The organism is Planctomycetaceae bacterium, from assembly GCA_039680605.1.
Lineage (GTDB): Bacteria > Planctomycetota > Phycisphaerae > SM23-33 > SM23-33 > JAJFUU01.
On sequence record JBDKTA010000063.1, the window covers coordinates 71,701 to 84,373 of the forward strand.

At 63.3% G+C, this 12,673-nt stretch carries 10 protein-coding genes; 1 reads left to right on the forward strand and 9 read right to left on the reverse strand.

The genetic code is table 11. The features are described from left to right. Positions 1 to 104: 104 nt before the first annotated feature. The 8 genes from ABFD92_18775 to ABFD92_18810 form a co-directional block, all read right to left on the reverse strand. Positions 105 to 1,373: an anaerobic sulfatase maturase gene (locus ABFD92_18775; protein MEN6506586.1), complete on the reverse strand. Its 1,269-nt coding sequence runs from the start codon at positions 1,371 to 1,373 to the stop codon at positions 105 to 107. 58 nt (positions 1,374 to 1,431) lie between these two features. Further along, positions 1,432 to 2,706: an ABC transporter permease gene (locus ABFD92_18780; protein ID MEN6506587.1), complete on the reverse strand. Its 1,275-nt coding sequence runs from the start codon at positions 2,704 to 2,706 to the stop codon at positions 1,432 to 1,434. Then, a complete protein-coding gene (locus ABFD92_18785; GenBank protein MEN6506588.1) occupies positions 2,703 to 3,410 on the reverse strand; it encodes an ABC transporter ATP-binding protein in 708 nt (235 codons plus the stop codon). The genes ABFD92_18780 and ABFD92_18785 overlap by 4 nt, the downstream gene beginning before the upstream one ends. Further along, the gene (locus ABFD92_18790; GenBank protein MEN6506589.1) at positions 3,410 to 5,026 is read right to left on the reverse strand and encodes a hypothetical protein; all 1,617 of its coding nucleotides are present in this window, start codon (positions 5,024 to 5,026) and stop codon (positions 3,410 to 3,412) included. The genes ABFD92_18785 and ABFD92_18790 overlap by 1 nt, the downstream gene beginning before the upstream one ends. Then, complete coding sequence (locus ABFD92_18795; protein MEN6506590.1) at positions 4,962 to 6,659, reverse strand: TolC family protein; 1,698 nt, start codon at positions 6,657 to 6,659, stop codon at positions 4,962 to 4,964. The genes ABFD92_18790 and ABFD92_18795 overlap by 65 nt, the downstream gene beginning before the upstream one ends. A gap of 174 nt (positions 6,660 to 6,833) precedes the next feature. Continuing rightward, on the reverse strand, positions 6,834 to 9,053 hold the full coding sequence (gene rnr / locus ABFD92_18800; GenBank protein ID MEN6506591.1) for a ribonuclease R: 2,220 nt from the start codon (positions 9,051 to 9,053) through the stop codon (positions 6,834 to 6,836). 310 nt (positions 9,054 to 9,363) lie between these two features. Beyond that, positions 9,364 to 9,630: a hypothetical protein gene (locus tag ABFD92_18805; GenBank protein ID MEN6506592.1), complete on the reverse strand. Its 267-nt coding sequence runs from the start codon at positions 9,628 to 9,630 to the stop codon at positions 9,364 to 9,366. 164 nt (positions 9,631 to 9,794) lie between these two features. Then, positions 9,795 to 10,154: a hypothetical protein gene (locus ABFD92_18810; GenBank protein ID MEN6506593.1), complete on the reverse strand. Its 360-nt coding sequence runs from the start codon at positions 10,152 to 10,154 to the stop codon at positions 9,795 to 9,797. A gap of 255 nt (positions 10,155 to 10,409) precedes the next feature. On the opposite strand from ABFD92_18810, the gene ABFD92_18815 reads away from it, so the two are divergent. Further along, a complete protein-coding gene (locus tag ABFD92_18815) occupies positions 10,410 to 11,456 on the forward strand; it encodes a GDSL-type esterase/lipase family protein (protein ID MEN6506594.1) in 1,047 nt (348 codons plus the stop codon). Between the two features lie 63 nt (positions 11,457 to 11,519). Here ABFD92_18815 and ABFD92_18820 read toward each other — a convergent pair whose 3' ends face one another. Further along, positions 11,520 to 12,572, reverse strand: a complete 1,053-nt coding sequence (locus ABFD92_18820; protein MEN6506595.1) for a metallophosphoesterase — start codon at positions 12,570 to 12,572, stop codon at positions 11,520 to 11,522. Positions 12,573 to 12,673: the final 101 nt, after the last annotated feature.

The window sequence follows — 12,673 nt, forward strand, 5'->3', positions numbered from 1 at the left end:
GTCGCCATGTTCGCTCAAGACATGTTTTTCAAGCCCCATGGCGACTCGCATAAAACAACAACGCGTGTCGCCATGCCACCCAACGTTTCTCTGAGAAACGGCAGCTACTTCCTTCCGCAGCAACTCTTGAACTTTCGGCCGGACCCGCAGGGGCACGGATCGTTGCGGTTGGGGGCGGCCGCCCCGGGGGCGGGACGGGCGGGCTTGGCGGCTTTGCCTTCGCCGGCCAGTTTCGCCAGCGGCGGTGTCTTGCCGGCCTTGATGTACTCGGCCATCTGCGCCAGGATCGGCAGGGCGTGCGTGAAGAACGCCTTGTAGCCGTCGCAGAAATGGTTTACGCGTGCCGGGTCCGTGCCGATGGGCATGTGGTGCTTGGGGCATCCGCCGCGACAGAACTGCAGGAACTCGCAGGCGCGGCACGTGGCGGGCAGTTCGGTCTTGAGCAAAGCGAACTCGTCGAGCATCGCGTCGCGCACGAGGTCTTCCATCGGGCGGTCCATGATATTGCCCACTCGCCACTGCTTGTAGACGAAGTGGTCGCAGACGTACAGGTCGCCGTTCCACTCCAGCACGTGCGCATTGGCGCAGCGATCGGCGTAGCAGCAGGTGCTGGCCTGGCCATAGATGATCTGGTGCAGCACGTTGTCGATCAGCCGCTCTGAAACGGTACCGACGTCGCGCGTGGCCCAGATCTCGAACACATCCAGCAGAAACCGCCCGAACTGTTCGCCCGAGCACGAGAACGGCGTCGGCCGACCGTCGGGCGTTCGCTCGAGGATCGGGATGAACTGCAGGTACGCCACGCCGCGGTTGGTGAAGTAGCGGTAGATGTCGCCGGCGTGCGGGGCGTTGGCGCTGTTGAGCGTTACCAGCACGTTGAACTCGACCTTGTGCTTTCGCAGCAGTTCCAGCCCCGCCCACGCGCGGTGGAAGGTGGGGTTGTTGGCCTTGTCGCGGCGGAAGGTGTCGTGCCACTGCGGCGGGCCGTCGAGGCTCAGGCCAACCAGGAACTTGTGCTCGGCGAGGAACTCGCACCATTCGTCCGTCAGCAGCGTACCGTTGGTCTGCAGGGCGTTGGAGATGGTCTGCTCGCCGAGATTGTACTGCGTCTGCAGATCGACGGCCTTGCGGAAGAAGTCGATTCCAGCCAGCGTGGGTTCGCCGCCCTGCCATCCGAACTCACACTGCTGGGGCTGGGTCTGGATGTATTGGCGCGTGTAGCTGTCGAGCACGGCGTCGCTCATCATGAACTTCGTCGCGTCGGGGTACAACTCGCGCGGCTTGGCGGTGTAGTAGCAGTAGCAGCAATCGAGATTGCACGTCCCGCACACGGGTTTGCACATGATGTTGAACGGGCGGATGATTTCGGACATGCTCGCTATTCTAGCATATGCCTATGGAGTGCGGCAGCCTTAGCTGCCGCACTCCATACTACTCATGGCGCAGGGCCTCGATGGGGTTGAGGTTGGCCGCGCGGAGTGCGGGGTAAAGGCCGCTGACCAGGCCCACCAGCACGGCCATCATGAACGGCACGACGAGGGTGGCCGGGGTGACGATGGCGGTGAAGTCGATCCATCGCTCGATGATCAACGGGGCGAATCGACCGATGGCGATGCCGATCAGCCCGCCGACTGTGGTGAGCATCACCGCCTCGATAAGGAACTGGGCGATAATGTCGCGCTTCTTTGCCCCCAAGGCGCGGCGGACGCCGATCTCGCGCGTCCGCTCGGTAACGCTGGCGAGCATGATGTTCATGATCCCGATGCCTCCCACCACCAGCGATACCGCCGCAATCACTACCGACATCATGTTCCACAAGTGCATCTGCTGCTTCTGCTGGGCGATCAGTTCCAGCGGGACGACCAGGTCATAGTCGCCGCTGTCGTGAAAAGCCGCCAGCAACCCCCGCGCGACGGCCGAACCCTCGATAACCGACTGCTCGTTCTCCATCTGCATGATGATCTGGCTGAGTTCAACCTTCTCGATCGTGCGGCTGAGGCCGGTGACGCGGATGCTGACGTCGCCGAAGCGGTCCTGGTCGGCCGTCAGCGGGATGATGACGTTGTTTCCCGCCTCGTCGGCGCGTCCGGCCAGCGACGGCGGCAGGCGGTCCATCACCCCCACCACCACGAACGGCTCGCCGTCGAGTGTGAGGACCTTTCCCAGCGGGTTCTCAAAGGCGAACATCCGTTCTGCGAGACTCGCCGTAACCACGCAGTGGGCCTTGTGCTCCTGCTTGTCCAGTTCCGTGATGAATCGCCCGGCCAGGATGTTCAGGCGGGCGACGTCGAGATACTCGGGCTCGGTGCCCACGGCCGCCACCGTGAGATTCTGCCCTCGCACGTGGGTGTCCCGCAGTGAGACGCGTGCCACGACGCAGCGCGTGATGCCCGGAACGCTTCCCGAAAGCCTCGGCACGTCGCTGCGGAGCAATCCATAGGCGTTGATCTGGTTGCGTTCGCGCGAGGACCCGCCGGCAGTCTGGTCGGGCAGTTTGATCGTGTTGATAATGATGTTGTTGCTGCCCAGGGCGCGCAGGGTCATCGCCGCCTTGTGGGCGGCGCCGGCGTTGGCGGCAAGCATGATCACGACGCTGCAGACGCCGATGATGATTCCCAAGGCTGTCAGGATCGAGCGCACCACATGCACCGAGAGGCTGTGCAGCCCCAGCATGGCGATGTCGGTGACCTTGTGGAGGGCTTTCATTGGAGGCAGTCCGTTTCGACGCGCCCGTCGCGCAGGCGGATGACGCGCTGGGCCCGCTGGGCCACGGCGTCTTCATGCGTGACCATAATGATGGTGCGCCCGCGGCGGTGCAGGTCGTCGAAGAGGTTCAGGATCTCCTCGGTCGTGCGCGAATCGAGATTGCCGGTGGGCTCGTCGGCCAGCAGGATCAGCGGGTCGTTGGCCAGCGCCCGCGCGACGGCCACTCGCTGCTGCTGCCCGCCCGAGAGTTCCCACGGGCGGTGGTTCATGCGGTTGCCCAGGCCGACCATCTCCGCCAGTTCGCGGCTGCGCGGATGGCGCTGGGCGCGTTTGACGCCCTGGTAGAACAGGGGCACCTCGATGTTGGCGGTCACCGTCAGCCATCGAATGAGATTGAAGCTCTGAAAGATGAACCCGATGCGCGTATTGCGGACGTCGCTGAGGCGGTTGTCGTCCATGCCCGAGACGTCCTGGCCGCCCAGAAAATACTGCCCGCCGCTGGGGCGGTCGAGGCAGCCCAGGATGTTCAGCAGGGTGCTCTTGCCCGAGCCGCTGGGGCCCATGATCGCCACGTACTGCCCCTGCGTGATGCGCAGGGACAGACCCTCCAGCGCCGCCACCCGCTGCAGACCGATGGAGTAGATCTTCGAAAGATCCTGTAAAACGACCAGGTCGTCCGGACCGGGTTGGCTTGCGATGGCCATCATGTTCCTCGCCCGGCAGGCTTCGATTTCGCCCCGGCCGGTTGGCTGGCCGGTTGCGAGGAAACGGCCTTGGCGCCCTTGCCCGAGGAGACATTCTCCGGCCGCGTCAACAGCACCTCGTCGCCCTCCTGGAGTCCTTTGCGGATCTCGACTCGCTGGTCGTTCATCAGTCCCTTGACGACGCTGACGCGTTCGATCTGCCCATTCCTGACCCGCCGGACGAAGTGCCCGCTCTGCCCGTCCTGCGTGAAAACAGCCGAGATGGGCACCGACATCGCGTCGCTGAGCCGGGCGAGAATCATCTCGACCTGGGCGCGCGTTCCGGGCTTGAGGTCGGTCGGGGCCTCATCGAACTCGACGATGATGTTGAAGACCTTCTCGCCGCTGGACAGCCAGCCGCTCTGGCTGTCGGGCAGGGGCGAAACATGCATCACCCGCCCGCGCAGAGCCGGTTTGCCCGTCTGCGTCCGCGGGGTGATCAGTGCCTCGATGCCCGGCTTGACGTTGCTGACGATCGACTCGAAGACCTTGGTCTCCACCTGCAGTGAGCCCATGTTGGGGATGATCATGATCTGCTGGCGCGGGCGGATCTCCTCCCCCACCGCCACCGTGACGGGATTGCGCCAACTTCCGCTGTCATAGACCACCAGCCCGGGGCGGTCGGCCTTGACGATCAGGTCTTTGGCGCTTTCCTCCCGCTCCTGGAGTTTGCTCTTGCGCATCGCCAGGCTGCTCTTGGCCGACAGCGCCTGCGACTCGGCGACGAGGCGCTTGGTGCGGCTTTCCACTTCCGCCCGCACCAGCGCCAACTGCGCGTCGGCGACTTTGGTCTCAAAGGTCCGCTTCTGGCGAGGGTAGTCGAACTTCAGCAGGATGTCCCGCGCCCACTGGGCCTGCTGCAAGGCCAGTTTGAGCCGCTCCAGGCCCAGGCGGTCGGCCTCGATCTCATTGGCGCTGTAGGGGCTTTTCAACGCCGGGTCGGCGTTGACCTTGAGCTTGAAATCCAGCTTCGTCTGGGCCAGCTTCAGGTCGCGCTGGGCGATCTGAATGTCGCTTTCGGCCTTGGCCTTGGCGATGGGCCATTCCCCTTCGAGGTACTTCTGCAAATCCTGTTTGGCGTCCTCGACATCCTGCTTGGCCGTGCGGACGACATTGTCGGTTTCCTTGATGCAGAGCTTGTAATTTTCTTCCGCGGAGATGTTGGCCGTTTCTGCCGAGGCCACGTCGAGCTTAAGGTTGTCGATGCTCTCCATCAGCTCCTTGCACTCGAAGACCACGATGGTCTGCCCGTCCTCGACGCGGGCTCCCTCGGCGACCACTTCCTTGATAACTACCGGCCAGCGCAATTCGTTGGCAATGACTTTTCGATTGGCGGCACGGATCTCGCCCGACTCGGTCACCGAGATCACCAGCGGGCCGCGCGTGACTTTCGTCACCGGTCCCAGCGACGCCGGACCCTCGACCGTCCTGCCCAAGAGCAGCCAGCTGGCGATGGCCGCCGCGGCGAGGACCGGCGCCAGCAGCCACATCCGCCCGCGCGACGCCGCGGCTTTACTGGCCGAGGTAGTCGTACCGCTGGCGGAGGAGGTCAAACCGGAAGGGTTCTTTTCGCTCATGAATCTGCCCTTTCTCGTCGACGGAAAGCAGGCCCAGGCCGGCCAGAAAATTCAACCGCGTCGTCGTGTAGCTTACCAGGGCCGACGTCAGCCCGTCCTGGGCGCTCCGCAGGGCGTCTTCGGCCTCGAGCACGTCGCGGGCGGAAGCCTGCCCCTCGCGCTGCTGCAAAGCCGCCAGCGTGCGCCGCCGCCGGGCGATCTCGACATTTCGCACCTGCAGGTCGTAGCTGCGCTTGTTCTGCAGCAGCGCGCGGTACGCCCCGCGCACCTGGACGCGAACCTGGTCCTCGAACTCCGCCAGCGACCGCTGCGCCTGGTCCATGGCGATCACGGCAACGCGGTACACGTCGCGGTTGGGCACCTGGTCGATGTCGTAGTGCAGCGTCATGCTGTTGACCATCGTGCGGCGGTTCCACTGGATCCTCTGGAACTTCCGCGGCTCAGTGCCGGTGGCGGACAGGTCCACCTCAACGTCCAATTGCGGCAGGAAGTTGTCCGCCGCCAGCGTCACGTCGCGCTGGGCGTCGCGATAGGCGGCACGCTGCACGGCCACATCCGGCCGGGCCGCCAGGGCCACGGCGATGGCGTCCTCTTCCTTGAGCCCCACCGCCGGCGTTCCGGTTTTGACCAAAGCCTCCAGCGCGCCGGGATAATCCAGCTCGACGTTCGTCAGGGCCGGAAGTCCCAGCGTTACCTTGAAGGCGTCCAGCGCGTCCTGGTAGCTCTGGCGGAGCTGCTGGTACCGCACCTGGGCGTTGAGGAGGTTCTGCTCGGCCTGGTCCAGTTGGATCCGCGAGACCTGCCCGCCCTCGACCAGCACCCGCGTGACCGCCACCGTGTTCTCCAGGCGCGAGATGTTCTCGATCTCGTTCTCGGCCTGGTCGCGCCGCTGGAGCACGGAGTAGTACTGCTGCACGATCGAGGCTGCGAATGTCTGGCGGAACCGCGCGTAGGAAAAAACGTTGATCAGCAAGTTGCGCTCGAGGCGGTACTGTGGTTCATATGCCACGCCATTCCACGCCCCGCGCAGCAGCGGCTGCGTCACGTTGAGGTTCAGCAGCGAGCCGATCGGTGTGCCCTTGGTGCCCAGAAAATCCGTCGCCAGGTCGAGCGATGCCGCCGCGACCACCACGCCGCCGGTCATCAACCGCTGCGTCAGCGTCGGACCGATGCCCAGCGCGCCGGCCTCGGTGGTGCTGCCCTCGCCGATGCGCGTCTCGGAGGCGGACCCGTCGATGGATCCGGCCAGCAGCGGATAGTCCCAGGACCGCCGCGAACTGGCCACACCCAGGGCATCGACGTAAAGCTGCTCCTTGCGGGTCTGCAGGTTCCGGCTGTTGCGGAAGGCGATCTGCAAGGACTCGTCAACGGTAAGCTGGCGGGGCTTGGGTTGGGCCGGGCCTGCCGCCTTGCCGTCGAGGGCGATCTGTCCGCCTTTGTCCTGGGTATAAGGGTCATAGGCGATATCGAAATCCTTCTTTTCGCCCAAGGCGCGTTTCTGTGCGGTGTCGACGGCGCCATAGGCGGACTTGTCGGCCTGGCTCACCCACCACTTGTGTCCACAACCGGCCACCGCCAGCGACAGAATCGTCAGCGTGAGGCCCCCGATGGCATTACCAGCATGGCACCGCATGTCCTGACAATTAAACCACTACGCAGAGCGTGCGACATGCGCCAAATTGTGAAATTTTCACGCGGGCGTGTTAACGGATCGCAGAGCAAGCATGACTGCTGCTGGGCTGAGACCATGGCGACCCGCTGCGCGTGTCGCCATGCCACCCGTCGGCTGCGTGTGTCGCCATGCCAACTATTTCTTCTTGCGGCGGTTCTTCTGTCCCGGGTGGCGGGCTTTCTTGCCCACGGATTGTCGGGGAGGCATGTTCTTGGCCTTGCGGGGCTTGGGCGCCTTGTCGACGCCCCCTGCCGGGGCCAAATCCAGTTGCCGCCGGGCCGGGTCGACGTTGGCGATCTTCACCGTGATGGCGTCGCCGATGCGGTACTGCCTTCCGCTGCGCTGGCCTCGAATCGTGCCAAACTGAAGGCTCACGTCCCACCAATCGTCGCCAAGGTTGTCCATGCGGATCAGACCTTCAGTCGCGAACGGGTGCAGTTGCACGAACAGACCGAAGTTCGTCACGCCGGTAACGACGCCCTCGTAGTTCTCGCCGACCTTATCGGCCAGGAACTGCAGCACCAGCACCTGTCGCAGCTCGTCCTCGGCCGCCTGCGCCCGCCGCTCGGTCATCGAGCAGTGGTCGCCCAGGGTGACCAGTTCGGTCATGTCCGCCTTTTCGGCGGGTTTTCCCTTGCCGCTGCGGCAGTACTGGGCGAAGAGGCGATGCACCGTCAGGTCCGGATAGCGCCGGATTGGGCTGGTGAAGTGGCAATAGTCCTCGCTGGCCAGGGCGTAGTGCCCCACCCGCTGGGGCGAATACCGCGCCTGCTGCATCATCCGCAGCACAGCGAAGTTCACCGCATAGCCGGCCGGCGTTCCGCGAACCGAGTCCAGCAGCGCCTGGATCGCGTGGCGATCCATGTCGGCGGGAATCTTGTGTCCGCAGGCGCGGATGAACCGCACGAGTTGCTGGTTGTCCGGCGGGTCGGGCGCAGGGTGTACGCGGCGCAGCAGATCGTACCCCCGCCCGTCCAGGACGGCGGCCACCGCTTCGTTGGCGGCCACCATGAACATCTCGATGACGGTGTGGGTATAGGCGGTGTCGGCCTCGGCGACGTCGGCGAGGCGTCCCTGCTCGTCCAGGACGATGCGGACCTCGGGCAGGTCCAGATGGAGCATGCCTGCTTCGCGGCGGCGCTGCTCGATCCTTCGCGCCAGTTCGGCGGCCTGCTGCACGAGGGCGACGACAGGCTTGGCATAGCCGCCGGTTTTGCCGTCGATAATGTCCTGGGCCTGCAGGTAGGTCAGCCGCTTGGTGGAGCGGATGAGCGTTTCTGCCAGGCGGGTTCCGGCGACGTTGCCGTCTTCGTCATACGTGATGAACGCGCTCTTGCAGAACCGCGGTTGGCCTTCCTGCAGCGAGCAGACGCCGTTGCTGAGGATCTCCGGCAGCATCGGCACGACGCGGTTGGGGAAGTACACGCTCGTGCCGCGTCGCCGGGCCGAATCGTCCAGCGCCGTGCCTTCGCGCACGAAGTGCGACACGTCGGCGATGTGGACGCCCAGGATCCAATGCCGCCCCTGGCGCTCGAGGCTGATCGCGTCGTCATAGTCGCGGGCATCGGGCGGGTCGATGGTGATGACGGTCTGCTCGCTGAGGTCCTCGCGGCCGTCGGGCGCGGGGTCGAACGTATCGACCGCCCGGCGGGCATCGGCCAGCGCGCCGTCGTCAAAGACATCCTCGATTCCGCTGGCGCGGATAATGCCGATGGTCTCGGCCTCGATCTGTCCGGTGGCGCCGAGGTTTTCGACGATCACGCCGGTGGGAAACTCGCCCGGACCGCCGAAGTTGACGATCTCGACGAGGACCTTGGTGCCCTTGGGCGGTCCGGCCGTGCCGACGTCCCGCACGACGATCGGAGGCGTGGTCTCCTTGCCCTCGGGCATGACGAACCAGGCCCCCTCGGTGGACTCCAGGGTTCCGACGTAGCGATTGCGGCCGCGGCTGACGATCTCGACGATCTGCCCTTGATAGACGGCCTGTCCGTCGCGTTTGCCGCGGCGCTGGGCCGTGGCGACGACGCGGTCGCCGCTGCGAGCGGTTCCGACGGCCTCGGCCGGCACGTACAAGTCGCCGTGAGCGTTGGGGGTGTCGGGGATGACGAAGCCGAATCCGCGCCGGTTGGCGCGGAAGATTCCGACGACGCGGTCCGTGATCGCCGGCAGGGTCAGGGCGCTGCCGCTGCCGAGCACGAGGCGGCCGTCGTCGCGCAGAAGCTTGATCGCCTCGCGGAACGCGTCGTATTCGACGTCGGCCACGCCCATCTGGTGAGCGAGCTGGCGCGGTTTAAGGGGGTGATAGTCTCTGCGTGACAGAAACTTCAGAATCGCATCATAGTAACGTTGAGGCATAAAACTCCATAGCGCGGGCGTCTAGCCCGCCAGCGGCATGGGCAATCCCGCCCATGCATTTTCTCAGCAGCAGGGCCGCACGGTCCCGCTGTTATTTAGTTTATCTTCTTCAATAGGACCAATAGAACGAATAGGACCTATGTTTGCACATACTTCATCGCCAAAAAATGCGACGCTCAGGTGGAGGGAGACCTGAGCGTCGTTCCTGGCCGCACTCTCGTATGCAGGTGGAGGGAGACCCGCACATTCAGGGTGCAGCGGACAGCTTAAGTCATGTCGCACATTGCCACTATCGGGCAAAATATCGCGTTTACTGCATGCTTTCCTGCATCTGGCCGGGACACATGCGGCGAAATACCGCGATTTTGCGCTCATTCACCACGTCGAATTCGATCGGATCGTCCCCTGAATCGCCAGCGGTGTCATCACTCTGCGAAAGGTACTCAAGGATCGCGTTGCGGTGCCTGGCCAAAACCTGGCGATGCGTTCGCGCACGGCTGACGCAGAGGGGTAACGAAGGGCACACGGCCATATAGCCGCCACTGACTTCCCGCCGTGTCAAGACACATAGCCTCATGCTATGCTCCTTTCCGTGCGGGGCACGCGCAAAGCGTGTCCAAGCCCCTTGGCTCCTGCAACGCCCAATATGCTACCACCGGTTCGGGAATTTGCAAGTTCAAAATCCCCGAAAGTCGGAATCTCTTGCCAAGGCCACCCCCCCCCGCCTGCTGTGCCAGTGGTCTATTGCGGAGTCTCGGGCGGCGGGGCCAGAGCGGGCATGCCGGCCGGCGCCGCACATTGCAGCCGCAGTTTCTTCATCTCGCTGCGGACGCAAAAGTCTTTGATGATGGCGATGATCGCTGCGATTACTAGTATCCCGGGGGTCGGCATGCTGCCCTTTGTCAACATTCCCAATGTAACCAAAATGAACAGGGGCAGAACGATCCAGTAAAGCACCCGATAGCCGGTCCGCAGATCAAGGGTGACGCTCTTGCCGCAATTGGAGCACAGGAACTTCTTGAAACCCAGAAACGTGCTCTGGCGCTCGGCAGTTGATCGCATGCGGCAGTTGGGGCAGAGGAACTCTTCCATCTTGGCCATGCGATTCTCCCGCAGAAGCAGTTGTGAAATAATGACAGCGGCGGAAGTATACCTGCCGGGCTTGGGTTTGAGAATAGCAAGCCGCGACTTTCTTTTGTGGACTGACCGGATTAGCATCTGCGGCGTAACGCTAATATTTCACCGCGGAGATCGCGGAGGTCGCAGAGGATTCAAAAGACTTACAAGCCATTTGCTTCTCTGCGGTCTCTGCGATCTCCGCGGTGAATAGCCGGGTCAATGCGAAAGAGCACAGCCATGCGATTTGAAAACGTGGAATTGCACAATGTCGCTAAACTCGTTCCGGCCGACAGTGGCGGGCATGACCTTCAGCGCGTACCTGACGGCGTGCGGTCGGTCATGAACGACTGGGGCAAGACGTTCACCCGCCATGGAGCTGGATGCGAGATCCGCTTCAACGTCGTCCCCGGCAGCGTCGCCGCGATCACGCTGCGGGTGACCGAGGATAACGTCATCCCCCCGCTGGCCAGCGTCTTCATGGGCGAGTTCTGCTGCAAGGTCGTCCATGTCGGGCGCGAACCGACAACCATCACGTTCGACCCGGCCAAACTGGCGGTCTATCCGGAGAAGTTGCACCGTGTCGCGGCCTCGCGGGCGGTGCGGTTTGACGCCGGCCTCGTGCGGATCTGCCTGCCCCACCTGCATGCGGTGCGGCTGCTATCCATCGAGGGGGACCTGACGCCCCCGAGGGCGGAGCAACTCCCCCCTCGCCGATATCTCGCGTATGGCTCGTCGATCACTCACGGCGCGTACGCCATCACGCCCGAGTGTTCGTACGTGATGCTGACGGCCAAGGCCTTGGGCGCCGACCTGATCAACCTGGGGTTCGGCGGCGCGGCCCGAATGGAACCGGAAATGGCCGCCTACATCGCCGGCCGCGATGATTGGGATTTTGCCACGCTGGAGATGGGTATCAACGTCGGCGACTGGTCGACGCAGCAGTTCCGCGACACGATCGAACCTTTCGTGCAGACGATCGCAATGGCCCATCCGGACAAGTGGATCTTCTGCATCGACCTGTTCACCTTCGAGGGCGACTTCAACCCCGATCCGCCGACGGCGGTGAGCTTCCGCCAGATCGTGGCCGAGACGGTGACCAAGATCAACGGCCCCAAGGTGGTGCATCTCGACGGCCGTAAGTTGCTGACCGATCCGCGCAACCTGTGGATGGAGCTGGTGCATCCCAGCGCGGATGGGATGTTCGAGATCGCCTCAAAACTCGCCGAAGCGGTGGAAAGCAGTTCGAAGGGCGAAGTTCGAAGATCGAAGCAGGAAGTGAAATAAAGCGAGCGGGGGAAACGAATCCGTTTCCACTCGCTCGCGGTGCTTCTGTGGTCAGTTTTTCGATCAGTTGCGTCGCCGGCGAAGCATCGCCAAGGCGCCCAGCCCCAGCAGCGCCATCGTCGCCGGCTCGGGGATGACGGCCCCAAAGCGGTCATTGAAGTCCACGTTCAGCGTAAACTGGCTGTAGGGGTCGGTCTGATATCTTTCGCTGTATGGCGAATACGTTGACACTTGGATCTGACCCGCCGCCTCGTCAAAAGTCATAAGGCGCATGTATCCGATGCCGTATGTCCCTGCCTGGGATGCGGTATAGTCCTGGTAGTTCGCCAGCAATTCATATACCGGCAAGCCCGCGTCGTTAGTTGAAATCTGTGTGCGTTCACCAGCGTTGGGCTGTGAGATATCCTTAATTGTGTGAACGTGCCCGCAGAGCACCATGAAAATCTGCGAGTTTCCGTCGACCAGATCTCGCCAGATACCGCCTGTAGAATCGGCGACTCCCCTGCTCTCCTCGTCCGCGTGGTCGACCCCGGCTTCTGTCATATACCCGTGGGTGGTAACAATAGTGGGTATGCCGGGATTGGCGGCCACCACACCTCGTGCCCACGCCAGCGTATCAGCTACCGCCTGCGCGCTAAGACTGCCCAGATTGGTGAGACTGATGTTCATGAACTTGCGGCCGCCCGCTTGGAAGAACTGGTAGGAGCTAAACCCGGGAGCGTAGGCGCCGCCATACCAGGGCAGCCCCGTGAAGTGAGAACTTCCCAGATAGGTCCAGTAGTTGGCGCTACCATACATGTCGTGGTTGCCGCCGACGGTTGCCCAAGGCATGATGTTGTCAAGAGCATACAAACCGTCATTCTTGCCGGGCGTTGAATAGACGGCATTTGTAAAGATCGAGGCATCGGCCCCGCTGCTTCCGAAGTCGCCTTCGTGAGTGGTGAAGACGATATTGTTGGTTGTGGCATGATCATAGATCCACTGCACCTGGGCGTGGAAAGGGCTGCCCTGGCAGTTTTGGGAATCGGGAAGAACCGCGATCGTAAACGTCTCGGCCGAGGCGCCGACCGCTAAGCAGAAAAACAACACTGCGGAAGAAAACGCTTTGAACCTCATCGATACAGCCTCCGTTGCTTGGTTCGCGGTCCGGCGGACCGACGAACAAATCCGGCAAGCACCGCCTCCACGGGGCCTGCTATTTGGCCACCCTCCAGCCA

Coding starts and splice junctions, on each gene's coding strand:
- ABFD92_18775 (MEN6506586.1), bottom strand. CDS start 1,373: ATGTCCGAAATCATCCGCCCGTTCAACATCATGTGCAAACCCGTGTGC.
- ABFD92_18780 (MEN6506587.1), bottom strand. CDS start 2,706: ATGAAAGCCCTCCACAAGGTCACCGACATCGCCATGCTGGGGCTGCAC.
- ABFD92_18785 (MEN6506588.1), bottom strand. CDS start 3,410: ATGGCCATCGCAAGCCAACCCGGTCCGGACGACCTGGTCGTTTTACAG.
- ABFD92_18790 (MEN6506589.1), bottom strand. CDS start 5,026: ATGAGCGAAAAGAACCCTTCCGGTTTGACCTCCTCCGCCAGCGGTACG.
- ABFD92_18795 (MEN6506590.1), bottom strand. CDS start 6,659: ATGCGGTGCCATGCTGGTAATGCCATCGGGGGCCTCACGCTGACGATT.
- rnr (MEN6506591.1), bottom strand. CDS start 9,053: ATGCCTCAACGTTACTATGATGCGATTCTGAAGTTTCTGTCACGCAGA.
- ABFD92_18805 (MEN6506592.1), bottom strand. CDS start 9,630: ATGAGGCTATGTGTCTTGACACGGCGGGAAGTCAGTGGCGGCTATATG.
- ABFD92_18810 (MEN6506593.1), bottom strand. CDS start 10,154: ATGGCCAAGATGGAAGAGTTCCTCTGCCCCAACTGCCGCATGCGATCA.
- ABFD92_18815 (MEN6506594.1), top strand. CDS start 10,410: ATGCGATTTGAAAACGTGGAATTGCACAATGTCGCTAAACTCGTTCCG.
- ABFD92_18820 (MEN6506595.1), bottom strand. CDS start 12,572: ATGAGGTTCAAAGCGTTTTCTTCCGCAGTGTTGTTTTTCTGCTTAGCG.